This window comes from Aureimonas sp. Leaf454 (assembly GCF_001424685.1).
Lineage (GTDB): Bacteria > Pseudomonadota > Alphaproteobacteria > Rhizobiales > Rhizobiaceae > Plantimonas.
Window position 1 is genome coordinate 218,363 of record NZ_LMQT01000023.1, and the last position, 25,277, is coordinate 243,639.

At 66.7% G+C, this 25,277-nt stretch carries 23 protein-coding genes, 1 tRNA gene and 1 pseudogene; 11 read left to right on the forward strand and 14 right to left on the reverse strand.

Annotation, left to right across the window (positions count from 1 at the left end; all coding sequences use genetic code 11):
* Positions 1 to 14: 14 nt before the first annotated feature.
* The 5 genes from ASG43_RS18740 to katA form a co-directional block, all read right to left on the reverse strand.
* Positions 15 to 647 carry a 5'-methylthioadenosine/S-adenosylhomocysteine nucleosidase gene (locus ASG43_RS18740; RefSeq protein WP_056508200.1) on the reverse strand — a complete coding sequence of 211 codons (633 nt, stop codon included), beginning with the start codon at positions 645 to 647 and terminating at the stop codon, positions 15 to 17.
* Between the two features lie 53 nt (positions 648 to 700).
* On the reverse strand, positions 701 to 1,165 hold the full coding sequence (locus ASG43_RS18745; protein ID WP_056508201.1) for a TspO/MBR family protein: 465 nt from the start codon (positions 1,163 to 1,165) through the stop codon (positions 701 to 703).
* Entirely contained in the window at positions 1,162 to 2,457 is a 1,296-nt protein-coding gene (locus ASG43_RS18750) for an RsmB/NOP family class I SAM-dependent RNA methyltransferase (protein WP_056508202.1), read from the reverse strand. Before ASG43_RS18750 ends, ASG43_RS18745 begins: the two co-directional genes overlap by 4 nt.
* Positions 2,458 to 2,978: 521 nt before the next feature.
* Complete coding sequence (locus ASG43_RS18760) at positions 2,979 to 3,305, reverse strand: hypothetical protein (RefSeq protein ID WP_056508204.1); 327 nt, start codon at positions 3,303 to 3,305, stop codon at positions 2,979 to 2,981.
* A gap of 72 nt (positions 3,306 to 3,377) precedes the next feature.
* Positions 3,378 to 4,880: a catalase KatA gene (gene katA, locus ASG43_RS18765; protein WP_056508420.1), complete on the reverse strand. Its 1,503-nt coding sequence runs from the start codon at positions 4,878 to 4,880 to the stop codon at positions 3,378 to 3,380.
* Positions 4,881 to 4,988: 108 nt separating this feature from the next.
* On the opposite strand from katA, the gene ASG43_RS18770 reads away from it, so the two are divergent.
* Together ASG43_RS18770 and ASG43_RS18775 are read left to right on the forward strand one after the other, a co-directional pair.
* A complete protein-coding gene (locus ASG43_RS18770; protein WP_056508205.1) occupies positions 4,989 to 5,939 on the forward strand; it encodes a hydrogen peroxide-inducible genes activator in 951 nt (316 codons plus the stop codon).
* 89 nt (positions 5,940 to 6,028) lie between these two features.
* Positions 6,029 to 7,750, forward strand: coding sequence for an adenylate/guanylate cyclase domain-containing protein (locus ASG43_RS18775; protein ID WP_156386782.1), 1,722 nt, complete (start codon positions 6,029 to 6,031; stop codon positions 7,748 to 7,750).
* 40 nt (positions 7,751 to 7,790) lie between these two features.
* Here the strand turns inward: ASG43_RS18775 and ASG43_RS18780 are convergent, their stop codons facing one another.
* Positions 7,791 to 8,492 carry an OmpW family outer membrane protein gene (locus tag ASG43_RS18780; RefSeq protein WP_082491048.1) on the reverse strand — a complete coding sequence of 234 codons (702 nt, stop codon included), beginning with the start codon at positions 8,490 to 8,492 and terminating at the stop codon, positions 7,791 to 7,793.
* A 263-nt stretch (positions 8,493 to 8,755) separates the two neighbouring features.
* Between ASG43_RS18780 and ASG43_RS18785 the strand changes: the two genes are divergently transcribed.
* Entirely contained in the window at positions 8,756 to 9,904 is a 1,149-nt protein-coding gene (locus tag ASG43_RS18785; RefSeq protein WP_056508210.1) for a GGDEF domain-containing protein, read from the forward strand.
* Between the two features lie 70 nt (positions 9,905 to 9,974).
* Here ASG43_RS18785 and ASG43_RS18790 read toward each other — a convergent pair whose 3' ends face one another.
* From ASG43_RS18790 to ASG43_RS18805, 4 genes are all read right to left on the reverse strand, one after another.
* The gene (locus ASG43_RS18790) at positions 9,975 to 10,400 is read right to left on the reverse strand and encodes an MAPEG family protein (protein WP_056508212.1); all 426 of its coding nucleotides are present in this window, start codon (positions 10,398 to 10,400) and stop codon (positions 9,975 to 9,977) included.
* Positions 10,401 to 10,410: 10 nt separating this feature from the next.
* Positions 10,411 to 11,907: an IMP dehydrogenase gene (gene guaB, locus ASG43_RS18795; RefSeq protein ID WP_056508214.1), complete on the reverse strand. Its 1,497-nt coding sequence runs from the start codon at positions 11,905 to 11,907 to the stop codon at positions 10,411 to 10,413.
* 270 nt (positions 11,908 to 12,177) lie between these two features.
* On the reverse strand, positions 12,178 to 13,176 hold the full coding sequence (locus ASG43_RS18800; protein ID WP_056508216.1) for an MBL fold metallo-hydrolase: 999 nt from the start codon (positions 13,174 to 13,176) through the stop codon (positions 12,178 to 12,180).
* 227 nt (positions 13,177 to 13,403) lie between these two features.
* On the reverse strand, positions 13,404 to 13,868 hold the full coding sequence (locus ASG43_RS18805) for a hypothetical protein (RefSeq protein WP_056508219.1): 465 nt from the start codon (positions 13,866 to 13,868) through the stop codon (positions 13,404 to 13,406).
* A 214-nt stretch (positions 13,869 to 14,082) separates the two neighbouring features.
* On the opposite strand from ASG43_RS18805, the gene ASG43_RS18810 reads away from it, so the two are divergent.
* A complete protein-coding gene (locus ASG43_RS18810) occupies positions 14,083 to 15,471 on the forward strand; it encodes an MFS transporter (RefSeq protein ID WP_056508221.1) in 1,389 nt (462 codons plus the stop codon).
* A gap of 25 nt (positions 15,472 to 15,496) precedes the next feature.
* On the opposite strand, the gene ASG43_RS18815 is transcribed toward ASG43_RS18810, so the two are convergent.
* Complete coding sequence (locus tag ASG43_RS18815; RefSeq protein WP_056508222.1) at positions 15,497 to 16,240, reverse strand: RlmE family RNA methyltransferase; 744 nt, start codon at positions 16,238 to 16,240, stop codon at positions 15,497 to 15,499.
* A 112-nt stretch (positions 16,241 to 16,352) separates the two neighbouring features.
* Positions 16,353 to 17,585 carry a Ppx/GppA phosphatase family protein gene (locus ASG43_RS18820; protein ID WP_082491061.1) on the reverse strand — a complete coding sequence of 411 codons (1,233 nt, stop codon included), beginning with the start codon at positions 17,583 to 17,585 and terminating at the stop codon, positions 16,353 to 16,355.
* Between the two features lie 1,296 nt (positions 17,586 to 18,881).
* Between ASG43_RS18820 and ASG43_RS18825 the strand changes: the two genes are divergently transcribed.
* A tRNA-Gln gene (locus ASG43_RS18825) sits at positions 18,882 to 18,955 on the forward strand.
* A 260-nt stretch (positions 18,956 to 19,215) separates the two neighbouring features.
* On the opposite strand, the gene ASG43_RS22975 is transcribed toward ASG43_RS18825, so the two are convergent.
* The gene (locus ASG43_RS22975; RefSeq protein WP_156386783.1) at positions 19,216 to 19,560 is read right to left on the reverse strand and encodes a hypothetical protein; all 345 of its coding nucleotides are present in this window, start codon (positions 19,558 to 19,560) and stop codon (positions 19,216 to 19,218) included.
* Positions 19,561 to 19,670: 110 nt separating this feature from the next.
* Complete coding sequence (locus ASG43_RS18835; RefSeq protein ID WP_056508224.1) at positions 19,671 to 20,564, reverse strand: LysR family transcriptional regulator; 894 nt, start codon at positions 20,562 to 20,564, stop codon at positions 19,671 to 19,673.
* A gap of 144 nt (positions 20,565 to 20,708) precedes the next feature.
* Here ASG43_RS18835 and ASG43_RS18840 point away from each other — a divergent pair, with 144 nt between their 5' ends.
* From ASG43_RS18840 to ASG43_RS18860, 6 genes and pseudogenes are all read left to right on the forward strand, one after another.
* Positions 20,709 to 21,653: a VOC family protein gene (locus tag ASG43_RS18840; protein ID WP_056508226.1), complete on the forward strand. Its 945-nt coding sequence runs from the start codon at positions 20,709 to 20,711 to the stop codon at positions 21,651 to 21,653.
* Positions 21,653 to 22,045 (forward strand): Rieske 2Fe-2S domain-containing protein, encoded by a 393-nt coding sequence (locus ASG43_RS18845; RefSeq protein ID WP_056508227.1) that lies wholly within the window; start codon positions 21,653 to 21,655, stop codon positions 22,043 to 22,045. The genes ASG43_RS18840 and ASG43_RS18845 overlap by 1 nt, the downstream gene beginning before the upstream one ends.
* Positions 22,046 to 22,318: 273 nt before the next feature.
* Positions 22,319 to 23,488 carry an alpha/beta fold hydrolase gene (locus ASG43_RS18850; RefSeq protein ID WP_056508229.1) on the forward strand — a complete coding sequence of 390 codons (1,170 nt, stop codon included), beginning with the start codon at positions 22,319 to 22,321 and terminating at the stop codon, positions 23,486 to 23,488.
* A 1-nt stretch (position 23,489) separates the two neighbouring features.
* Positions 23,490 to 24,173, forward strand: coding sequence for a fumarylacetoacetate hydrolase family protein (locus tag ASG43_RS18855; RefSeq protein ID WP_348271093.1), 684 nt, complete (start codon positions 23,490 to 23,492; stop codon positions 24,171 to 24,173).
* 3 nt (positions 24,174 to 24,176) lie between these two features.
* Positions 24,177 to 24,458: a hypothetical protein gene (locus ASG43_RS23815; protein ID WP_348271094.1), complete on the forward strand. Its 282-nt coding sequence runs from the start codon at positions 24,177 to 24,179 to the stop codon at positions 24,456 to 24,458.
* Positions 24,455 to 25,230: pseudogene (locus tag ASG43_RS18860) on the forward strand (cyclase family protein). Before ASG43_RS23815 ends, ASG43_RS18860 begins: the two are co-directional and overlap by 4 nt.
* Positions 25,231 to 25,277: the final 47 nt, after the last annotated feature.

Consider the following 25,277-nt stretch of genomic DNA (forward strand, 5'->3'; position numbering starts at 1 on the left):
GAATAAGGCAAGGCCTAGATCAGGCCGGCCTCCATGGCGACGCCGAGCCGGTCGACCGCGTCGGCGAGGCGTTCGTCGATGACGGGCAGGAGCGCGGTCCAGTCGTCGTAGTGATGAAGATCGGCGGCGCCGTCGGAAATGCCGCGAAGGCCGATCAGCGGCAGGTCGAAACGCTGGCAGGCGCGAAGCAGCGCGAAGGTTTCCATTTCGACCATCTCGGCGTCGATCGCATCATAGGCGGAGCCGGACACGATGTCGGCACCCGAGGACAGACGCGCCGTCGGAAGACCCGGGATCGGCGTCGGCAGAGGCGTGTGGACGGGATGGTCGAGATAGGGCGTCACGCCCTTGGTGAAACCCAGCGGCGAGGCGTCGATGTCGCGCCAGGACACCGAGGACGCCTGATAGATCGCCCCCTGCTCCAAGAGGCGCGACCCGGCCGAGCCGAGCGAGACGACGAGGTCTGGGAGAGGGCCGGCCTGAGTCAGGGCCTGAAGCGCGACACCGAGGCTGAGCGCGGCTTCGATCGGGCCGACGCCCGTCATCAGCGGTCGGATGCGGGCCCTGAGATGCGGGCCGTATTCGGGCTCGGCGGCCATGACGAACAGCACGCGCCGGCCGGCGAGAACGTCCACCGTCACATTCATCTCGGCTCTCGGCTGTTGCGCATGACATCTCTCCGGCGGTCGAGCCTCGCCGATCAGTTGGACAGGAAGATCGAACCGTTGAGAAGCGCGGCGAAGGCGACCCAGACGGCATAGGGAAGGAAGCAGAGCGCCGCCGGCCGATCGACCCGCCACGTCTCCGCGATGAAGAGAAGGATCGCAACGAGCAGGGCCAGGATGATGGCAAGGCCGGCGCCGATGAGATGGGCGCCGAAGAAGACCGGCGACCACGAGAGGTTCAGCGCCATCTGCACGACCCACCGTGCCTTCGGGCGACCGAGGCCGCGCGTGAAGACGCGCCAGCCGGCGATGGCGATCAGGATGTAGAGGATCGTCCAGGCGATGGGAAAGAGGATGCCGGGCGGCGTGAACCACGGCTTCTCCAAGCCGGCATACCAGTCGCCCGGCGGGTTGTTGACGCCGATCAGCATGCCCGCGCCGACGACGCCGACGAGGAAGAGGACCAGGAGTCCCCAATGCCGGGCGGGAGACGCGGTCATCGGCGCTCAAGCCGCGCGAAGAAGAAGCCGTCCGTGCCGGTCAGGCGGGGCGTCAGGGTCAGGACCGATCCGCCTGCCATCGCCTCGGCGCGGTAGCGCGGCCCGGCGCCGGGCAGGACGCGCGCCCAGGCGCCCTCGGCATCGCCGAGCTTGAAGTCGGGGTGACGCTCGAGGAAGGCGGCGATCCGCGCGCGGTTTTCGCGCGCCAGCAGCGAGCAGGTGATGTAGGCGAGCACGCCGCCGCGCTTCACGTAGCGGGCGGCGCTATCGAGCACCTGGTCCTGCTCGCCCATGCGCTTCTCGACCGCGCTCTGCGCGAGACGCCATTTGGCATCGGGCCGGCGACGGAAGGTTCCCGTGCCGGTGCAGGGCGCATCGACGACGACGCGGTCCATCGCGTCGCTCAGCGCGGAGAGATCGTCGCGCGGCCCGTGGACCTCGACATGGGTCGCTTCCGCGCGCTTCAGGCGGTCGTAGATCGGGGCGAGGCGCTGGCGGTCGCTGTCGAAGGCGTGGACGCGGCCCTCGCCTCGCATGGCCGCCGCCAGGGCCAGGGTCTTGCCGCCGGCGCCGGCGCAGATGTCGAGAATGGTTTCGCCGGGCGCGGCTTCGACGAGACGGGCGGCGATCTGCGAACCCTCGTCCTGGATCTCGAAGGCACCCTTGAGGAAGCCGGGCTCGACCTGCACGTTCGGATGGCGGCCGTCGCCGGCGATCGGCGGGATGCGGATGCCATCCGGCGCGATCCCGGCGGGCTCGGCGCCGAAGGGCGACAGCTCGCAGAGGACCGCGCCGGGTGTCGCGACCAGCGCGTTCGCGCGGATGTCGAGGGGAGGACGGGCCGAAAGAGCGGCGGCCTCGGCGATCCAGTCCTCGCCGAGCGCCTCCGCGAATTCGGCGGCGAGCCAGTCCGGCAGGTCGGCGCGCACCGCGTCGGGAGCGGAAGAGAGGTCCGCTTCCGCGAAGCGCTTCAGCGTCGCCTCGTTCGGGAAGGTCGGCGCGAAGCGGTCGCCTTCCAGCGCGGCGGCCAACCCCGCGCCGTCGAGGCTCCGATTGTCCATGATGGCGGCGAGCACCAGCGCGCGCGGGCTGTCGTCGCCCATGCGCCAGCCGAGCGAGCGCTTGGCGCGCAGGACGTCGTAGACGATGTTGCCGATGGCCGCGCGATCGCCCGAGCCCGCGAAGCGGTGGGCGAGGCCCCAGTCCTTCAGGGCGTCCGCAACGGGGCGGCGGCGCTTGGACGTGTCCTCGAGAATCTCGACGGCGGCGGCGATCCGTCCGCCTAGGCGCATGGGAAAGCTCCCGGCGCGCGGTTGCGGGAGGACGAGGGCTGGCACGGGAGTAAGGTCAAGGTCTCACGATTCGAAAGGGTTCAGGTCACAGGGGTTCAGGGGGTCGAAAAGGTTCAGGGGTCGTCGGGATCGAGGAGCTTCGCGCCGGTCGGCTCGAAATGTCTGACGTTGCGGGTGACGACGGTGAGGTCGTGTTCGAGGGCGGTGGCGGCGATCAGGAGGTCCGGGATTGGTGTTGCGCAGATCGTGTGTCAGGCGCGCCCACCGGCGGGCGATCTCGCTCGTGACAGGCAGCCATCGCTCTTCATAGGAGATGAGTGACTGCTGAAGCCAGTCGCGATGCCTGCGCGCAGGCCCTCCTTCAAGCCGTTCCAACGCATAGATGCCGCGCTCGATCTCCCCGATCGTCACAACGCTGATGAACACAGCGAGATAGCGCGATGCCTCCATCCCATCTGCGACTGAGCGTTGAGGCCTGGACTTTCCAAGCTCTGACAAGACCATCGTATCGATCAGATACATCAGTCGAGATCGATGTCACGGAATTGCGACGGATACTGATGGCGATCGTCGAACAGATCCTGCGCGTTTTCCGGCAGTTTCGGAAAATCCATGATGTGCTCGATGAACGTCTTCTGACGCTTGGACATCAGATCGAACTTGTCGGCCGCCGAGATGACGACCTCGCCCAGACCGTCGATCGTCACGCGCTGCGGTTCGCCGTGCAGTGAAGCCTCAGCAACCGAGACAAACTGCGTTTCGGCGTCCTTGAGCGTCCAATTCGAACCCATGAAGGCGGCCTCCAGGTCCGCGCTTGGAAGAATAGGCTGCGCCGCATCGAGGAACAAGGTGCATGGCCTCAAACGAAAAAGGCCGGGATCGCTCCCGGCCTTCCGTTCTTGCCGCGTCGGCCTCCGCGCTTACTCGGCGGCCTGCTGCGGGGTCTCGGGCGTTACCGAGATGGCGGGCTCGCGGCCCTCCATCGTCTTGCGCGCGGCGCGGACGCCGGCCTCGTAGTCCGGATGGACGCGGCCGAAATGCATCAGCTGGCGCTCCGCGATCTCCTCGGGAATGCCCGACATCGCGGCGGCGATGTTGGCGAAGAGGCGTTGCTTCTCGCCGGCATCGAAGAGGTTGAAGAGCGCCGTCACCTGCCCGTAATCGTCGTTGCCGATGCGGTGATTGTAGCGGTCGGCATCGCCGTGGATGCGGAGCGGCGGCTCCTTGGCGCTCGGCTGCTCGACCGGGCCGTTGAAGGAGTTCGGCTCGTAGTAGACGTCCGGGTTGCCCGTGCGGATGCCGCCATACGTGTTCATCTGGCCATCGCGATGATAGTGATGAATCTCGTGCTTCGGCCGGTTGACCGGGATGTTCTCGTAATGCGTTCCGAGGCGGTGGCGATGGGCGTCCGCATAGGAGAACACGCGCGCCTGGAGCATCTTGTCCGGGGAGAAGCCGATGCCGGGGACGATGTTGGACGGCGAATAGGCCGCGTTCTCGATCTCGGCGAAGTAGTTCTCGGGATTGCGGTTCAGCTCGAGCACGCCGACGTCGATCGGCGGATATTCCGAATGCGGCCACACCTTGGTGAGGTCGAACGGATTGTAGCTCGTCTTCAGCGCGTCCTCTTCCGGCATGATCTGGACCTGCATGGTCCAGCGCGGGAACTCGCCCTTGTCGATCGCGCCGTAGAGGGCTTCCTGATAGCTCTCGCGGGTCTTGCCGATGACCTTGTCGGCTTCCTCGTTCGTGTGGAACTTGTGGCCCTGCTGGGTCTTGAAGTGGAACTTCACCCAGTAGCGCTCGCCGGCGTCGTTCCACAGCGAGAAGGTGTGCGAGCCGTAGCCGTTCATGTGCATGGGCGAGATCGGCAGACCGCGATCCGACATCAGGATCGTCACTTGGTGCAGGCTCTCCGGGCTGAGCGACCAGAAGTCCCACATGGCGGTCGGCGAACGCATGTTGGTCTTCGGATGGCGCTTCTGCGTGTGGATGAAGTCGGGAAACTTGTAGGCGTCGCGCACGAAGAAGACGGGCGTGTTGTTGCCGACGAGATCCCAGTTGCCCTCGTCGGTGTAGAACTTCAGCGAGAAGCCGCGAACGTCGCGTTCGGCATCCGCCGCGCCCGCCTCGCCGGCGACCGTCGAGAAGCGCGCGATCATCGGGGTCTCGGCGCCCGGCTGCAGAACCTTCGCCTTGGTGTATTTCGAAATGTCGCCCGTGATCTTCAGCGTGCCGTGCGCGCCCCAGCCCTTGGCATGGACGACGCGCTCGGGGATGCGCTCGCGGTTCTGGTGCGCGAGCTTCTCGATCAGCTGGTAGTCCTGGAGAAGCAGCGGACCGCGCTCGCCGGCGGTCCAGGAGTTCTGGTTGTCGGGAACCGGCGCACCGGCGGTCGTGGTCAGGATCGGCTTGTCGGCCATATCGGTGTCCTTCATGAGTCTGGAATGCTTCCAGGGGACATTGATACCTTCGAGGCGATCAGCGCAAATCGTATTTCCTGCGCTGGCCGATCCGTTTATCCTATCGCCATGCTCACGCTTCGCCAACTCCGCTCCTTTCGCACCCTGTCCGAAACCCTCCATTTCGGAGAGGCGGCGCGACGGTTGAACATTTCCCAGCCGGCCCTCTCGGCCCAGATCGCGGCGATGGAGGAGAGCTTCGGCGGGCTTCTCTTCGAACGCCGTCCGTCGGGCGTGACGATGACGCAGTCCGGCGAGGCGATCGTGGAGCGGGTGCGCTCGATCCTCACCGATGTCGAGGACCTGGAGGGGCTCGGCGCACCGAGCGGCGTCGTCCTGGCGGGGCGGCTCCGCCTCGGCCTGATCGCGACGGTGGCGCCTTATCTGCTGCCGCCGCTGCTCGGGCGGCTGGGCCGGGAGCATCCCGGTCTCGACATCGCGATCCGCGAGAGCCTGACGCGCGTTCTCGTCTCGGACGTCCTGGCGGGCGAGCTCGACTGCGCGGTGGTGGCGCTTCCCGTCGGCGAGGACCGCCTCTCCACGATCGACCTCTTCGAGGATCGCTTCCACCTCGCCATCCCCGCCACCGACACCGCGCGTTTCGCCGGCGGGCGCGTGCCGGTCGGCGCGCTCGCCGGCGAACGTCTGATTCTCCTCGAGGAAGGTCACTGCCTGCGCGAGCAGGCGCTGAAGGTTTGCCAGCTCGTCGAGAACACCCGCTTTTCCGGCCTCGGCGCGACCAGTCTTTCCACGATCCTGCGCATGGTGGCGGGCGGTCTCGGCGCGACGTTGATCCCGGACATGGCGGTGGAGGTGGAGACGGCGGCCGGCGGGATCGAGGTCCTCGCCTTCCAGGACCCGGTGCCGTCGCGTCGTCTCGTCCTCATCCATCGGCCCACCACCACGCGGCGCGGCGACTTCGAGGCCTTGGCCGGGATCCTGCGCGAGGTCCGGCTTCCCGACCCGGATGCTCCCGCGCGCGACGGTGCGTCACGTGCGTCACGCGCTTGCGTCGGTTGATCCGTTGCATTGCGGCACGAAGTGAGGTCACGTCGTGACCCAGGTCCTGCCGTAGAGCCCGGACGGGCGTCCACCGCGAAAGGAACGGCGTGAGCGAAAGCGCGATGGCGGGAAACGAACGGCGGGCGCAGGCGTGGCTGGCGGCGATGCGCCGGCGTTTGCCCGGCACGGCTGCGCTGCGTCTCGGGTCGGGGCTCGTGCTCTTCGCCTATGCGACGACGCACCTTCTCAATCATGCGCTCGGCAATATCTCCCTCGGCGCCCTGCAGGCCGGCGCGGAGATGAAGCGCGCCATCTGGGCCGGGCCGATCGGCCTCACGGCCCTCTACGGCGCGATCGTCCTTCATGTCCTCCTCGTCGTCGTCAAGACACTGGGCCGTTCCAGCTGGCGCCTGCCGCCTTGGCAGATCGTTCAGATCGTCTCGGGACTGGCCGTTCCGGCGCTGCTCTTTCCGCACATTCTGGCCACGAGAGGCGCGGAGGAGTTGCTTGGCGTCGAGGTCGGCTACCGGCGCCTGCTGACGCTGGTCTGGCCGAACGGACTCCTTCTCCAGACCCTTCTGATCTCCGCCGTCTGGGTGCACGGCTGCGTCGGTATCCACGCCTGGCTGCGTCTGAAGCCCTGGTACGGGAGGATCGCGCCCATCCTCGGCTGGCTCGCGATCGCCCTCGCAGTCTTCTCCTTCACCGGGTTCGTCAGCGCGGCCCGCATGGTGGAGGCAGAGAACGACGCGCGTCGCTTCGTCCCGCTGCCGGCGCTGCAGTGGATCCTGCGGGAGACGAGCGGTCTCCAGCTCGTATCGCTGCTCGTCGGTCTGGCTCTCCTCCTCCCGCCCTTCGCGCGGCCCTTCCTGCGGCGGCTGCGGGCCGAGTTCACCGTCACCTACGACGGCGGCAGGCGGGTGCATGGCGGCTACGGCCAGACCTTGCTCGACATCAGCCGGGAATCCGGCATCGCCCATGCCTCCGCCTGCGGCGGGCGAGCCCGCTGCTCGACCTGCCGGGTGCAGATCCTGTCCGGCCTTCCAAAGCTTTCCCCGCCCGGCGGCGCCGAGACGCGGCTGCTCGACCGGATCGCCGCGCCGCCGGACGTCAGGCTGGCCTGCCAGACCCGGCCGATGGGGGACGTCACGGTGCGCCTCCTCGTCGGCGGCTCGCGCATCTACGATCCGGCGACGGCGAGCGATCCCTATCGCTGGGGCGTGGAACGCGAAGTCGCCGTGATGTTCGCCGACCTCCGGGGCTTCACCCGCCTCACCGAGCGGCGCCTCGCCTACGACGTCGTGCATCTCCTCAATGCCTATTTCGAGCGGGCGGCCCACGTGGTGGCGGCTCGCGGCGGGCAGGTCGACAAGTTCATGGGCGACGGACTGATGGCGCTCTTCGCCATCGAGGAGCCGATCGCGGCCGGATCCCGACATGCGGTCGAAGCGGCCGTCGACCTGCTCGACGTGATCTCGTCGCTGAACGCGGAGCTCGAGGACGAGCTCGACGAACCCTTGCGCGTCGCCATCGGCCTGCATTGCGGCCCGGCCATCCTCGGTCGGATCGGCGGCGGCGATGCCCAAGCCGCCTTCACGGCGCTCGGCGACACGGTGAACACCGCCGCGCGCCTGGAAGGCGTCGCGAAAACGGCGAACACCGCCGTCTGCCTGTCGGAGCGCCTGGTGACGGCCGCGGGTCTCGACGCGGCCGCCGGCAAACCGCTCACCGCCGAAATTCGAGGGCGTCAGGCCAGCGTCCCGGTCCGGCTCTTCGCGGACGGCGCCGCGCTGAAGGCGGCGCTGCAGCCGAAGACCGCCGCAGCCTGACGCGTCTTCACCGGGCAGGCACCGACCGCGTCGAGCGGGCTCAGAAGCGGTAGCCGAAGCCGGCGGAAACAGCGAGCATGTCGAGGTCGGAGAGGTACTTGGCGCCCGCGCTGGAATAGGCATGGCCGGGCACGAAGGAATAGCGGAGGCTGGTGTTCGCGAACCAACTGTCCGAAAGCTGATAGTCGGCGCCGGCCTGAAGCGCGGGAGCGACGAGGCGGTCGATGTCGAAATCGGCGACGCCGGGCCCGGGTTCGATGCGGACCGGCCAGGACACGTTGACGCCGACGCCGACATAGGGATTCAGGCGGGCTCCCGGGAGGAAGTGGTATTGCGCCGCGGCGCCGACGGCGGCCGTCCAGATCGTGCCGATCTCGATCTCGCCGACGATGGAGTCCCGGATGACCGGCTTCGATGCAACGACGCCGCCCTGGAGCTCGATCGAGACGTGATCCGTCAGAAAGTGGGTCACCTCGCCATCGGGCAGGACCTGGACCGGCGTCTCGATGCGGCCTCCGATGAAACCCAGATCGGACGCCTCGTGCAGGGGAAAAAGCCCCATGATCCTGCCCCGCACCATCCAGTCTCCCGCAGACAGTCCCCGCCGCTCGACGGAAGACTGAGCCGGAGCTGCCGCTTCGGCAGCCGATACTCCATCGATGCCACTCTCGATCAGCACCCATGCCAGCGATAAAAGAGTGGTGACGCGAAGCAATGAACGGCGGTGAAACCTGATATTCATGTTGGATAACTCGCGTCCGCTTGTAAAATCGGCGCTTTTCCACTCCGATTGATTAACTGGTTATATCGGATACCTATGGATGACAATGTCCGACTTGACGTCAACTCAAGCCTGACGCAAGTCACGATAGTAAGTCTAAGTTATCGTATCGTCGAATGATGGAATTCGCGGATGCGATCGATGGGAAAAACCTTTAAACGTCGTGTGCGCGAAGCCTCTTCGCGCCGCATGTCACGCCTTCCGGCCACCAAGGATATGTCGACGTGTCGCTCGACCTCGAAACGCTCTTCTTCGCCAGTGCGATCAGTCGCTGCGCCTATCTCGTCGTCTTTCTCGTCACGGCGCTGAGTCAACCGGGCGAGCGCTGCCTCTGGCACTGGATCGGCGCGCTCTTGTGCTCGATGATCGGAGCCTTCATCACGTCGCGCCTTCCACCGACGGAGGATCTCGACACCGTTTCGGCGGTCTTGGTCTATGCCCTCTTCGGAGCGAGCCTTTCGCTGTCGTGGAGTGGTCTGCGCTTCTTCTACGGCTTGCCGGTCCGCCTCCCGTTCCTCGGCGGGCTGACGCTCCTGCCGGCCGCCGCCTACATGTTCCTGCATCTGGCCGGAGCGTCCGCACAGACCTCCGTCAGCGGCGTCTTCCTGGCCTGCATGCTGCTGACCGCCCTTTCCATCGCGGAAATCACGAAACCATCGCAGCAGGAACGTCTCTGGTCGCAATATGTCGTCGCCGCCGCCTTTCTCTGTTACTTCCTCGTCTTCGCCGCATCCGTCGCCACGATCGCCTTCACGGATCTGACGACGCGCACGATGGAAAGCGGTCGGCTTGCCATCATCATCGATCAGGTGACGGGGATCCTGATCTATTTCGGCTATCTCGCCATGGCCGGGGAGCGGGCGAACCTCGGTCTCCGCCGTCTGGCAGAAACGGACCTGCTGACGGGGCTTCACAACCGCCGCGGCCTCGATAGCCAGGCGAAGCGGCACGGCGCTCAGGCGCGGACAAGCCTGCTCATCGCCGACATCGACCACTTCAAGTCGATCAACGACACGCATGGTCACCAGACCGGCGACATGGTGCTGAAGGCCTTCGCCGAGCGGATGAAGGCCGCGCTTCGAACGGGCGACATCGCGGTGCGCTGGGGCGGCGAGGAGTTTCTCGCGGTTCTGCCCGCGACGACAGCCGACCAAGCGGCGGTGATCGCCGAGAGACTGCGCTTCGCCACCGAACAGGAGCCGTTCCAGACCGCCTCGGGTCCCATTGCCGTGACGGTCAGCATCGGGATCGCGGACGTCGAACGGAGCGAAGAGGATCTCCAGCCCGCGACGCGTCGCGCCGATGCCGCGCTCTACGTGGCCAAGTCGTCCGGCCGCAACCGGGTCGCCAGCGCCCCCGACCGAGCGGCCTGAGAAGCGGCCGACCCGAGAGCGGCGGTTGCAGCGGGCCGCTCAGATCGTCGCGCGGATCCGCCGGGGCTCGTTAGAGTGCGGCGACGCCGAGGATGTGGATGGCGAAGATCAGCCAGAGAACGAGAACCGCGAGATACCCCACGAGCCAGGCCGGCATGCGCTGGCGGATGCGGTTGGAACCGAGATGGATCACGGCATGCGCGAAGCGGGACGCCGCGAAGATCCAGGCGACGATCACGGCCAGCCAGGACGCGCCGTTGACGATGTAGAGCCCGAGGCACACCACGTAGAAGAGGACCGGCAGCTCGAACTGGTTCGCGACGCTCTTCGCCGCAGCGTTGCTGGGTTCGGGCTCGATCCCGGTCGAGCGCCACGCGGCGAGCGCCGCCTTGTCGCCGACGAGCGCCTTTCGGCGCATCGCCAGAACGCCGTAGACGCCGAGCGTCAGGAAGGCCTGGACGATCATCGGCCAGAGGATGGCGAGGTTGCCCGTCATGTCGGCGGCCTCAGAGACCGGAGCCGGGATAGTTGGGGCTTTCCCGCGTGATCGTCACGTCGTGGGCGTGGCTCTCGCGCAGGCCCGCATTGGAAATGCGCACGAAGGTCGCCTTGTCGCGGAAAGCTTCGAGATCGGCCGCGCCGACATAGCCCATGGCCGCGCGAAGCCCGCCGGCCAGCTGGTGCAAAACGGCGGAGACCTGTCCCTTGTAGGGAACCTGCCCTTCGATGCCCTCCGGCACGAGTTTCAGCGTGTCGCGCACCTCGGCCTGAAAGTATCGGTCGGCCGAGCCGCGCGCCATCGCGCCCACCGAACCCATGCCGCGATAGGATTTGTAGGAGCGGCCCTGGTGGAGATAGACCTCGCCGGGGCTCTCGTCCGTGCCGGCGAGAAGCGAGCCGATCATGGCCGCGGAGGCGCCTGCGGCGAGCGCCTTGGCGAGATCGCCGGAATACTTGATGCCGCCGTCGGCGATCACCGGCACGCCCGACTTGTCGGCCTCCTCGCAGGCGCCCATGATGGCTGAGAGCTGCGGCACGCCGACACCGGCGACGATGCGCGTGGTGCAGATCGAACCCGGACCGATGCCGACCTTGATCGCGTCCGCGCCGGCGTCGATCAGCGCCTTCGCCCCGCCCGGCGTCGCGACATTGCCGGCGATCACCTGGACCTCGTTCGACATGCGCTTCACCCGCGCCACGGCGTCGAGCACGCGCTGCGAATGGCCATGCGCCGTGTCCACGACGATGAGGTCGATGCCGGCATCGATCAGGCGCTCGGCGCGCTCGAAGCCGTCATCGCCGACGCTCGTCGCCGCCGCAGCGAGAAGCCGTCCCTGCGCGTCCTTGGAGGCGTTCGGATTCAGTTGCGACTTCTCGATGTCCTTGACGGTGATGAGGCCGATGCAGCGCCCGTCCCCGTCGACGACGACCAGCTTCTCGATCCGGTGCTGATGGAGAAGGCGCTTGGCTTCGTCCTGCGCCACCGTTTCGGCAACCGTGATGAGATTGTCCTTCGTCATCAGTTCATGGATCGGCTGGCGGTCGTCCGTCGCGAAGCGCACGTCGCGATTGGTGAGGATGCCGACGAGCCGGCCCGGCGTCGGGCCCTCGGCCATGACGACGGGGATGCCGGAAATGCGATGCTGCACCATCAGGGCGCGGGCATCGCCCAGCGTCGCGTTCGGGCCGATCGTGACGGGATTGACGACCATCCCGCTTTCGAACTTCTTCACCTGCCGCACGGCTTCGGCCTGTTCGGCGGGGGTGAGATTGCGGTGAATCACGCCGATGCCGCCGGCCTGGGCCATGGCGATGGCAAGCCGCGCCTCGGTCACCGTGTCCATGGCGGCCGACAGGATCGGGATGTTCAGCTTCAGGGTCCGCGTCACGCGCGTGCGCAGATCGACCTCGCCCGGCATGACCTCGGAATGGCCCGGCTGGAGAAGGACGTCGTCGAAGGTCAGCGCGGTCGCGCCCGTCGCGGTTTCGATGATGCGAGCCATGCCAAGTCCCTCGTGATCTCAGAGCTTGCCGTCCGGTGTGCGGTGCAGCGGGGCGGCGAAGGGTTGGCAAGGGCTGCTAGCACGCTCCTTTGCGCATGGGAAGAACCCGGACGCGGCCGAGTGACGAGGTCGGACGCGATTCACAGGCGAGCGGCCCCGCGCTCGCTTCTCGGGCGGGGCCGCCGCTGGCTCTCGTCAAGCCGCCGTCGTGCCGAGACCGCCGCGCCGGGAAGCGCGACGGGATCTTCGATGTCGCGGCATGCGCTGGGATCAGACGTCGAACTGGTAGCTGGCCGGCACGAAGCGAAAGCCCTCGCCGGATGACTCGACATAGCCGATGCCGGGAAACGGCATGTGGTAGCCGAGGAACGGCGCGCGGGACTCGGCGATCGCGCCGAAGACGCGCTTGCGCGTCGCGACCGCTTCGGCCTTGTCCATGTCGAAGCGAACCTCCCAGTCCGGCCGCTGCAGCGAGGCGACGAAATGGTTGGCCGTGTCCGCCGTCAGCCAGAGCGTCTGACCGCCCGAGACGAGCTTGAAGATCATGTGGCCCGGCGAATGACCGAAGGCCTCGTGGGCGGTGATGCCGGGCACGACCTCGGCGCCCTCCTTGAGGAAGGTGATCTTGTCCTTCAAGGGGACGACACGGGCCTCCACGAGCTTGGCATTCTCGGCGCGCGGGCCCGCCTTCGCCTCGGCCGAGGTCCAGAAGTCGTACTCGACCTGGCCGGCCATGTAGCGCGCGTTCGGGAAGGTCGGCTGCCCCTCCTCCATCAGCCCGCCGATGTGATCGCCATGCATGTGCGTGAGCACGACGAGGTCGACGTCGCCGGGCGCATATCCGGCGGCTCCCATGCGCTCGACGAGCTTGCCGAGACCGTTCGCGCGCCCCATCGCGCCCATCCCCGTATCGAAGAGAACGAGCATGTCGCCGATCTCGACGAGGGCCGGATTGAAACCGTTGACGAAGCGCGTCTCGGGCAGGAAGTTCTCCCGCATTAGCGTCGCCACGGCTTCGGCGCTCTGGTTTTCGCCGAAGGTCGGATGCGGTCCGTCGCCCGGACGCAACCCGTCGAGCACCACGGTGACGATGGCATCGCCGATCGCCACCCGGTGCCAGCCCGGACGCTGCTCGCGATCGGCGGCCGGCACGGCGGCATTCGGCGCCGTCTGTGCCATGGCGGAACCTCCGCTGCCGGCGAGGATCGCCCCGGCGGACAAGCTGCTTGCTGCGGCAAGCTTGATGGCATTGCGTCGGCTGATGGTCATGTCGAAGCTCCCCTGGATGATCGGTCCGGTTTCCCGGCGCGGTGCGGCCGGTTTGCGCCGGTCCCGCTCCCGATCTTCCGGCCGCGGAACCGCGCGCCGCGACGACCGGGCGTGGCTCGGCGCGCCGCTCCCTCTGCCGGAAACTGGAAAAGGGCGTTCGTTCGGCAAGCCGGCAAAGGGTCACGCCTCCGCGATCCCCGTCTCAGCGGCCGCGATAGGCCGGCCGATCAAGCGTCCGGCGGCGCGCGGCGGGGGAAGGGCGAGACGATCATGCGCGGCAGGAGCTGCTGCCAGATGGCCGCGACCATGGCCATCAGGAAGGCGATGCCGCCGAGGCCCGCGCCCGCGCCCTGGGTCGGAGCGCCCGGCGATAACGTTGCGAAGACCAGGATCAGGGCGACCCAATAGCCGAAACGACGGAATTGCGTCTGCTCGGCGATCTCGTCGCGCCAGAAGGCGCAGCCCAGAAGCGCGATGGCGAGATAGGCTTTGGGATGGAGCTCCCAGCCCGCCAGGGGGAGACCCGCCCACATGCCGGCCTCCCATTGCGGCGCCCGCGCCATCGCGGGATAGGCCGTCGCGGGTCCCTCGACCAGTACGAAGATCTGCGAGATCGCGAGAAGGAGAACGGCGGCCAGCATCAGGATGCGCGGCGCCGTCTTGTCGCGTCGGAAGCCTCTCCCGAGACCCATGCGTCGTCTCCTCCCGCCTGTATCGAGAATACGCCGGCGATCCCGCTTGACAAGAGCGGATGACCGCAGATCCTGGGGACGATCGCGGCAGGATCGAACGCTCCGGCGCCCTCCCCGCGTTTCTCCCCCGCATGCCCCCTTGCGTTGCCCGTCCGGGACCTGCGCCCTAGATCGAGGCTCAAGCTCCGTCCGCATCTCCTCCCGAGGCCCTGCCGTGAAACGCATCGTTCCCCTGGTGCTCGCGGTCGCATTGTTCATGGAAAACATGGACTCGACCGTCATCGCGACGTCGCTCGCCACGATCGCGCGCGACATCGGCACCAGCCCCATCGCCCTGAAGCTCGCCTTGACGAGCTACTATGTCTCGCTGGCCGTCTTCATCCCGATCTCCGGCCGCATGGCCGACCGGTTCGGCGCCAAGACCGTGTTCCGCTGGGCGATCGGGGTCTTCGTCCTCGGCTCGCTCGCCTGCGCGATGGCCGGTTCGCTGGAGGGGTTCGTCGCCGCCCGCTTCCTGCAAGGGGTCGGCGGAGCGATGATGACGCCGGTCGGACGGCTGCTCCTCGTGCGCGCGGTGCCACGCTCGGACCTCGTTTCCGCCATGGCCTGGTTCACGATACCCGCCCTCGTCGGCCCGCTCGTCGGACCGCCGATCGGCGGCGCCATTGCGACCTATGCCGACTGGCGCTGGATCTTCCTCATCAACCTCCCGATCGGGATCGTGGGCATCGCGCTCGCCACGCGCTTCCTGCCGCGCGTCGAGCCGATGGCGAACATCTCCTTCGACTGGCCGGGCTTTGCCCTCTCGGGCTTCGCTTGCGCCGGCATCGTCTTCGGCCTTTCCGTCGTCTCCCTGCCGGCGCTTCCGCCGATCTTCGGAGGGATCATGGTCCTGGCCGGCGCGATCGCTGCCGGCTTCTACGTGCGCCATGCGCGCCGGACGGTTCGGCCCGTGATCGAACTCCGGCTCCTTCGGATCGCCACCCTTCGCTCGGCGATCGTCGGCGGCGCGATCTTCCGGATCGGCGCGGGCGCCGTGCCGTTCCTCTTTCCCCTGATGCTGCAGCTCGGCTTCGGCTACACGCCGCTCCAGTCCGGCCTCATCAGCGCCGCCTCGATCGGCGGGGCGATGATGATGAAGTTCCTCGCCAAGCCGCTGCTCAAGCGCTTCGGCTTCCGCCAGACGCTGATCGGCGCCGGCATCACCGGCGGCGTGATGATGGCGATGATCGGCTTCTACGAGCCGACGACGCCGATCGCTCTTCTCGTCGCGCTGCTTCTCGTCGGCGGCTTCTTCCGCTCGCTTTTCTTCACCAGCGTCAACGTTCTCGCCTTCGCCGACGTGCCGCAGCCGCAGACCGGGGATGCCACGGCGATGCTCGCCGCCTTCCAACAGGTGGCGATCGCGACCGGCGTTGCGGTCGCCGGCGCGATTCTCGAAGTTCAGATGGCCTTCGGGACGGACGGGGTCTCCACCATCGCCGATTTCCAGCGTGCCTTCCTGATCGTCGGCGGCGTGACGGCCTTGGCGGCCGTCGCCTTCCTGCGTCTCTCCTCGGAGGCCGGCGCGGAGATCGCGGGCAGACGCGTCCCCGCGGAATAAGCTTCGATCGAAGAGGCCGGTCGGCTCAGCCGAGCGGCCCCTCGTCGTCGAGGTTCTCGTCCTCGGCCTCCGGCTTCTCCTCTTCGCGACGTCCCTTGAAGGATTTGGCGAGAAGGTAAAGCTCGACGGAATCCTCGCGGCTCGCCGGGGGCTTCACATGGTGGACGCTCACGAAATGACGCTTCAGCAGCGTCAGGAGCTCGCCTTCCGTGCCGCCCTGGAAGGTCTTGGTCAGGAAATGCCCGCCGGGTTTCAGCGTGCGGATCGCGAAATCGGCCGCGACCTCGCACAGATGCATGGTGCGGATGTGGTCGGTCCGGCGATGTCCCGTCGTTGGCGCGGCCATGTCGGACACCACGATGTCGGGCGGGCCGTCCAAGGCGTCGGTCAACTGCTTCGGCGCGGTCTCGTCGAGAAAATCGAGCTCGAGGATCGTCGCTCCCGCGATCGGATCGACCGGCAGGTAGTCGATCGCGACGATGCGCGATTCCTTGTCGGCCGCGTTGGAGCGCTCGACGGCGACCTGCGTCCAGCCGCCAGGTGCGGCGCCGAGGTCGACGATCCGCATGCCGGGCTTCAACAGCTTGTAGCGATCGTCGATCTCGATCAGCTTGTAGGCGGCGCGCGACCGATAGCCGTCCATCTTCGAGCGACGGACATACGGGTCGTTCAGCTGCCGTTCGAGCCAGGCGCGCGAGGACGCCTTCAGCTTGTTCTTCTTCTTGACGCGGACCACCAGCCCGCGATCGTCTCCGCGACCGCCCGCCATCACTCGTTCCTCATGCCGTGGGGCTTCCTGCCGTCGGGGGTCCCGTCGTCGGACCGGCCATGCACGCTTCGCATGCGCTCGGGCCGGATCCGCTCGCTCGCTCCGGCGCGTCTCACGCCGGCACCTTGGGTCGCAAGGGAGGGCGTGCCGGCAAGGGCCGGCGCCAGACGCCGTCGGCGACCATCATCTCGGTGAGAAGCCCCTCGCGAAGCCCCCGATCGGCCACGCGCAGCGTGCGCGCCGGCCAGACCCGCCGGATCGCCTCGAGGATCGCGCAGCCCGCCAGAACCAGATCGGCACGGTCGCTGCCGATGCAGGGATTTGCGACGCGCTCCTCGAAGCTCCAGCCCGCGATCCGGCCGACAAGCTCCGTCACCTCGGCCTCGCTCAGCCAGAGCCCGTCGACCTGCCGCCGGTCGTAACGCTCCAGTCCCAGATGGACCCCGGCCAGCGTCGTCACCGTGCCGGAGGTGCCGAGAAGGTGGAAACCCGGACCGCCCACCAGCTCGTCCAGCCGTCCGCGGGCGGGAAACCGCGCGATGCGTTCGACCACTTCCTCGATCATCGCCTCGAACAGTTCGGGACCGACGTCGCGACCGCCATGGCTTTCCGCCAGAGACACGACCCCAACGGGCAGCGACGTCCAGGCGACGATGTGGTTGGAGAGCCGCCGCGACGAGCCGCCGCGCAGATCGAGAAGCGCAATCTCGGTCGAACCGCCCCCGATGTCGAAGAGCACGGCACCTTCGGCCGTGCGATCGACCAGCGAGCCGCAGCCGGACACGGCGAGGCGCGCCTCGGTCTCCCGGCTGACGATCTCGAGCTCCAATCCGGTCTCGCGCTTGACGCGCTCGATGAACTCCTCGCCGTTGGCGGCCGCCCGGCAGGCCTCCGTCGCGATCAGCCGCGCGCCGGCGACCGTTCGCGCGGACAGCTTCTGGGCGCAGATGCCCAGCGCCGCGATGGCGCGATCCATGGCCGGTCCCGCCAGGCGACCCGTGCGCCCGAGCCCCTCGCCGAGGCGCACGATGCGCGAGAAGGCGTCGACGACGCGGAACTGGCCGGGCCGCGTCGGCACCGCGACGAGCAGCCGGCAATTGTTGGTGCCGAGATCGAGCGCGGCATAGACCGGGGGCTGAACGCGCTCCGGCTCGCCGAGATGCGAGGCGGTCGCCGATGCCGATGCCGAAGACGCGGCGGCGGCCGGTGCGCCGGCCTGCCCGAGCGGATGACTTCGATCTCCCGCGCCGGCGACCGATGCTCCGTCGGCGGCAGGCGCCTCGGCCTGCGCGACGCCGAGCGGCGGGCGAGACGAAGGGACCGGCTCGACCGGCTGCCGTTCCATCGGCTCCGCCGCATCCGTCGAACGCGATACCGCGCTGCCGTGCCGGACGGACGAACGTTCCGGCCTTGCCTCCGGCGATCGCTCGGCACGGCCCCGATCCGTCGACGCTGGCGTCTCGGGGCGACGAAGGCCGGCCGCCGGGCCACCCGCGGCGGCCGGAGGCACCGAGCGTTCCTCCAAGGACATGTGCAGGTCGCGGTGCGCCGTCGCCGCCGGATCCGCACCGGCTCCGCCCCCGGCACCGTCACCAGCACGCATCGCACGGCCGCGGGCCTGGCCCTTGCGACGGCGGCGGCGCGAACGCGGCCCTGCCTCCTTTGCAGATGGTCCGGCCGGGCCGGAGCCCCGGGCCCCGTCGGACGGCTCGACCGCTGGGCCGCCCGCCCCGCCGGCGGCGTCGCGATCGGACGACGTCGGCCACGCCTCGGACTCGGCGTTCGGCCGCGTCTCGTCGGGGCTGCGCGCCGAGCTTGGCTTCCGACGCCGCCGCTTCTGGCGCTTCGTCAAGGGCAAGGCTTCGCCGTCGTCCGCACGCGACGATGCGTGTCCCAGCCGCTGCAGGCGACCGGGCGATGGCGTGCCAAGCGTCTCGCCTCGAGGAGACGGGCCGCTTACCCCCATCGACGTCGAACGACCATCGAGACGGTCGAGCGAGCGACCCTCGCCATCGTCCGCCCGCGACAGTTCCGCCGTTGGGACCTCTCCCGCGGACCGGGCGGCGATCCGCGTCGGATCCCCGGCCACCGTCGACACGCCGTCCCCTGTCGGTGTCGGTCCGCCGCTCCTTGGCTCGCGCTCCGTTCGCGACGAGTCATGGTGCGGGACGAACGGCAAGGACGTCCCCGCCGCCCGGACGGTGTCGTCGCGACGGGATCGCGTGCCGATCCTCGGATCGTTCAGCGTGGCAGGCGGGTTTCCTCTGAAATCATCGATGCTCACTATATCTCTCCGGCGCCGCGCAACCCGAAGGGTCGGCCCACGCGCCTTGGTTTTTGTGTTGGGCGAACTGTACCAAGCCCGCCGCGAAGCACAAGGGCGACCCTTTCCGACCATCGGCGCATTGCGCGCTTCCGGCCCACCGAGCGCCACGCTCCGACATCGCCGCGCCGCCACATCGATCGCCACACTCGCCGACCGACCTTCGCCGACGAGCGGGAACGAGCCCGCCCCGCCGCCTCGCTCGAAGGCGGCCTCCCGCAGTGTTCGAACGAGGCCGTCAAAAAAGAGGGTTTTCAGATCGTCCTCGATCGACTATACGACCCCCATCCGCCGCGGCTCCGCCGCACGGTGCCCTGCTGGGGAATAGTTTAAGGGTAGAACAGCGGACTCTGACTCCGCTAGTCTTGGTTCGAATCCAGGTTCCCCAGCCAGCATACAGCAAGCTCATGTAATCATTGTCGTTTTCGGTGGCTGAGAATCCTCTCTGCCCTTTCGCCACGCGATGTGCCCAAACCTGTAGCCCACAGGTGACGCCCATCGGCGTCTCCTCGGGCTCGCGGCTCAAGGGATCCGGTCGGTGGCGACTCGGCATGACACCAGCGATCTCGAACGGCGCGGCCACACCTTCTACTGGCGCGCTCGCGTGCCGACGCGCTTCCGCAAGGTGCCGCGGCAAGCCCGCCTCTCCTTCTCACTTCGGTTGTCCGACCATCACAAAGCGGCCTACATGGCGCGGCGGCTCAACACGCTGCTTGCCGACCTCACCGTGAGACCGACCGCCGCGATGACCACGAAGGACCAGCTCGACCAGCTCGTCCGCGCCGAGATCGAGCGCATCGCGGCTCTGCGCCAGCATCTGAACCTCATTCCAAGGCGTTACGGACAGAGCTCGCGGCTGCGCATCATGAAGCTTGCGGCTCTTCGCGCCTTTGCGGCCGATGAGATCACACGCGCTCAGCGACACGGCGACATAGGACAGGTGCGCCGGCAACGACCCTGCCGGAATCAAACGGGCCGCAGCGAGGATAGGGATCACGCGAGGTCATGCCTCTGCGTCCTGAGTGCTGCGTCAGTGGTGCAACCGGATCCCTTGGTGATGCGAGGCTCTGGATCGCTCGGCAACGAACGCTCGAAAGCGCAGGCGCCTCAGGCACAGGCCATGAGCTGCTGACGCAACCAGACGAGCCCAGGGTCGAGCGAGCGGTGTTCGTGCCAGCGGATGCTCTGGCGCAGCGGTGGAAAAGCCAATGGCGGCGGCAGGATCTGCAAGCCACCTTTCCGCACCGCAAGATCGGCCAGCCGTCGCTGGATCAGGGCGATCTGACCCGTTCCACGGACGAAATCGGGGATGGCGGAGAACGAATAGGTCGACAACGTGTATTTCGGCTCGATCCCCGCGTCCTGCATTGCGACGCTCGCAAAGCTCTGCTGGCCGATCAGCGGCTCCGTCATCACATGAGGGGCCGTGCTGAACTGTTCCAGAGTGATCTGCGTGCCCGCATAGGGGCCGTCATCGGCGACCAGCACGACCAGATCATCGACAAACAGGATCTCGCTCGCATGATGTGCAGCGCCCAGCACCTCGGGCACGATCAGCACATCCACCTCGCCCCGGTCCAACAACTGCGTCGGGTTGGTGTGCTGCGCCCACAGGTTCAGCCGGATGTTGGGGGCCAGCGCCGCCACCCGCCGCACGAGTTGCGGACCTATCACCGCCATCGAATAATCAGAGATGACGATGGTGAAGGTGCGGTCTTCGGTGGCGGGGTCGAAATGCGGCCGCATCAGCATGGCGCTTTCAACCCGCGTCATGATATCGCGCAGCGGCTCTTCGAGCGAATTTGCCAGCGGCGTCAACTCCATCCGCCGCCCCAACGGCACCAGCAGCGGATCGTCGAAAAACGTCCGCAACCGGCCCAGCGCATTGCTCATCGCAGACTGCGTGATGAACATCTCCTCAGCAGCGCGCGATACGTTGCGTGTCTTCAGCAGAGTGTTGAGCACCGCCAGGAGGTTCATGTCGAGCTTGTTGAACCGCATGATGTCACCTCCCCTGGTATTCACCGCATGATTGAGAACGATTTATAAAAGAAATTTGTTAAATATCCACTCGCTCATTAAACATTGTCCACAGAGGGGGGTCACGATCGACCCGGAGGTTGATACGGACGGAGGAGTTTCACCTTGAACATCATTGGACCCGACTGCGTTGTCTTTGGCGTCGATGATCTGGAAGGATCCAAGACCTTCCTTGCCGATTTTGGCCTGAAGGGCGTTCAGCTGGATGACACGGGCTGGCTGTTTCAAGCGCTCGACGGAACCGGCGTTCTGGTGCGCCACCGCAGCGACCCGAAGCTGCCGCCTGCACTGGATACCGGCAATATGCTGCGCCAGCAGATCTATGGCGTCGCCGATGCCGCGGCCCTGACCGAGATCGAAGCCGAGATCTCCAAGGATCGCCGCGTCACCCGCCTGGCCGACGGCGCACTCGAATTTGTCGATGACCTTGGCTTTCAGTTGCGCTTTCAAGTGACCATCCGGCGCGAGTTGGACATGCCCGCCGAAAAGATCAACGCGCCTGGCGCTCCCGCTCAGCGCGCGGCCAACGAACTCGGCGTTTCCGACACCATGGCCGCCGCGCCACGCACCTTATCGCATGTCGTGCTGTTCGTTCCCGACATGGACAAGGCCGTGAATTTTTTCATCGACCGTCTCGGCTTCATCGTGACGGATGTCCTCAAGGGAGCGGGCCCGTTCCTGCGTCCTGCCAGCAACGATGATCACCACACCATGTTCTTCATCCGCACGCCAAACTACATGCAGGGCTGCGAACACATCGCCTTTCACATGGGCGGCCCGACCGAACTGATGGTCGCGGGCGATCGCTTCGTGCGCAAGGGATATCAGAGCTTCTGGGGGCCGGGACGTCACAAGTTTGGGTCCAACTGGTTCTGGTATTTCAACAGTCCCTTGGGTTGCCGCGTGGAATACGACGCCGACATGGACAAGCACGACAACAGCTGGGTTGCGCGCGAGGCCCCGATCGGCCCCGAGGCCAGCCAGATGTTTCTGCTGCAATGGCGTGAAAAATGGGCACCGGGTGGCGGCCCCGAAGGCGCTCGGCATTGATGTCGTCCGACGAGCCGCGACTGTGCCATCGTGACGATATTCCGGTCGGGTCGGCGCGCGGTTTTCTGCCCCGCCCCGACGCCCTGCGGCGCGTGATCGTACTGAATCGGGACAATCACTTCGTCGCCTATGTCGATGCCTGCCCGCACTACACCGGGGGCACGCCAATGGCTTGGCGCAGCGACGCCTATCTGAATGGCGATGGCACGCATCTGGCCTGCCACGCCCACGGCGCCCTCTTCGACATCGACACGGGTGCCTGCCTGTCCGGGCCGTGCCTGGGGCGCAATCTGACCCCCGTTCCGCTGAAGGTCGGCGAAGACGGTTCCATCACGGTTCGAAGCATCTCGCCGGTCGCATTGGCGAGAAAGAGAAACGACACGCTTCGGTAGACACCTGCTGCTGATCCGCGTCGGCTTTCCCGACCTGTCCAGGATGCGCCCGGCCCTTGGCTGTCGCTCCATGCCTGAACTCGATCGGCACAGTCCGCTTGGGCCGGTTCGCCTCATGGCTCGTTCGAGACGATCATCACGCGTCGTTCCGGCTCGGTCCATCGCCTGCAGGCCTGCGCCATCGATGCCGTTCTCTGAAGCTTTCGAAAGCATGGCGCGGCCAAGACGGCGCCCGGCAACAGAACCACCTCAAAACCCGGAAGAGTGCATCTGATGGCCATTTTCGAATATTTCCCGCATTACGTCTGGAATCTCACAGTGTCCATCGCCCTCGCGTCAGGTGCCGAGATCGGCGAGATCATGGACATGTGCAAACCCCTGCTCGAAAAGTCCAAGGACAGCGAAGACGCAGACACAAAGGGCTTTATGGTCGAGTGGGTGCGCATGGCCGATAAGCTGACGGAGATCGCCGCCGATGAAGAAGCCCAGGGTAAACTGTTCTCGGCTTCCGACAAACTGAAGCGCGCCGCCCTCTATTACATTTTGGCCGAGCGGATGCAGGGCCAAGGCGACCCCGACCGGATGGTGACCTACAAAAAGGGGCTCGCCAACTTCGAAAAGGGTACGAGGTTCGCGGGCGAAAAGGTGCGACGCTTCGAAATCCCCTATGGCGAAAAGACCATTCCCGTCCTCTACACCCCCGCGCAAGGTGTGGCAGGTCCAGCACCCGCTGTCGTCTATCTGAACGGTCTCGATAGCTGCAAGGAGCTGATCTACTGGTCCTTCCTGCCGCACGAACTGGCCAAGCGCGGCATTGCCTCGCTCTGCGTCGACCAGCCGGGCACCGGGGAAAGTCTGCGCCTGCAGGACATGCCCGCACATTTCGACAGCGAGACATGGGGCACCCCGCTCTACGACTGGCTGGCGGCGCGCCCGGAGATCGACGGCAGCCGGATCGGCATTGCCGGCATCTCGCTCGGTGGATATTACGCGCCGCGCGTTTGTGCCAACGAGCCACGCTATGCCGCCGGTGCCGTATGGGGAGCCAACCACAACTGGGCGGAGGTTCAGCAGCGCCGCCTCAAGCGCGAAGGTGAAAATCCCGTGCCCCACTACTGGAGCCATGTCCAGTGGGTTTTCGGTGCGAAAGACATGGACGATTTTCTTCAGAAATCCGCAGGCTTCCATCTCAACGGCCAGATGGAGAAGATCAAGGTGCCCTTTCTCATCACCCACGGCGCCAAGGACCGTCAGATCAGCCTCGACTACGCCCATCAATCCTATGACCAACTGATCAACTCGCCGCGCCGCGAAATCAAAATCTTCACCGATCGCGAGGGTGGCGTCGAGCATGTCGGTGCCGACAACATGAGCTACGGCCGCAACTTCATCGCCGACTGGTTTGCCGACACGCTCGGTGGTCGACTGGGCGTGGAGAACTGACATGCGCTTTGCCACATTGAACGATGGCAGCCGCGACGGTCGGCTGCACCTTGTCAGCCGCGACAACACCCGCTGCACGCCCACCAAGAGCGTGCCGACACTTCTGGCGCTGATGGAGGACTGGACCGCCCATGCCAGCGCGCTCCAAGCACAGTACGAGGCACTGAACGACGGCGGCGGCGTCCCGTTCGATCCCGCCATCGCTCTCGCCCCGATGCCGCGCAGCTGGCAATGGCTGGACGGTTCGGCCTACGAGAGCCACGGCGACCTCATTCAGAAGGTGTTCGACCTCGTCATTCCGAGAGACCGCCCGCTGATGTATCAGGGGCTGTCCGACCGCTTCTACGGTGGCGGGGCCGACATCCCGCTGCCCTTGGAAGAGGATGGCATCGATTTCGAGGGCGAGTTCGGGATCATCTGCGACGCCATCCCCATGGGCACTCCGGCAGATGAGGCCCGCGGCCATATCCGCCTGATCGTGCAGATCAATGACTGGTCGCTGCGCACCCTCGGGCCCATCGAGATGAAGACCGGCTTTGGCTGGATTCAGGCAAAACCCGCCTGCTCTGTCGCCCCTGTCGCCGTCACGCCGGACGAACTTGGCAACGCGTGGCGCGACGCGCGCATCGACCTACCGCTGCACGTTTCCATGAACGGCACCCCCTTCGGTGCGCCCGAGGGCTAAGCCATGTCCTACGGGTTTGACGACCTGCTGGCCCATGCCGCGTGCACCCGAGATCTGGTCGGCGGCACGATCCTCGGCTCCGGCACCGTCTCGAACGAGGACTACCGGCACGTGGGCTCCTCCTGCATCGCCGAACGCCGGGCCATCGAGATGCTCGACACCGGCGTCCCGACGACGCCATTTCTGTCCTTCGGCGACCGGGTGCGAATGGAGTGCCGCAGCCGTGACGGTGCTCCGCTGTTCGGCGCGATCGATCAGACCGTCATTCCGGGAGGTCGCGCATGAACCGCCGGATCATCGACCTATCCGTCACGCTGACCGACCGCTTCATAACCGATCCGCCGGGCCTCGAGCCGGACATCACCTACCAAGATCACGCGGAAGGCGCGCGCTGGTACGCCGAGACGTTCGGCATACCGGTGGACCATCAGCGCGACGGGGCCGGCGCTGCGATCGAGAGGCTGACACTCACCACCCACAACGGCACTCACCTCGACGCGCCCTGGCACTATCACCCGACGATGAACAAGGGTGAGCGCGCCATCACCATCGACGAGGTGCCGCTGGAATGGTGCATGGGTCCCGGCGTCAAGCTCGACTTCCGTGACATGCCCGATGGGCATGTTGTGACGGCTGCCGAGATGGAGGCAGAGTTCGCCCGCATCGGGCATGAGCTCCGGCCGGGCGATATCGTTCTCGTCAACACCCGTGCAGGGGCACTCTACGGTGACCCGGGTTACCTTGCCGCCGGCTGCGGCATCGGGCGCGAAGCACGCTCTGGCTGACGGCTCGGGGCATGAAGGTGTGCGGCACCGACGCCTGGAGCTGGGATGCGCCCCTGAAGGGCGTCGCGGAAAAAGCGAAAGCAACGGGCCAATGGGATCTCTTCTGGGAAGGCCATAAGGCCGGAGCCGAGACGATCTATTGCCACATGGAAAAGCTCGCCAACCTCCATCAACTGCCGAGCACGGGGTTCGAGGTGATGTGCTTTCCGATCAAGGTCGAAAACGGCTCTGCCGGATGGTGCCGCCCGGTGGCCTTGCTGACCGAGCGATGACACGTCGATGGTCGCAACATTTCTGGATGGTCGCAGCCCGCGTGCAC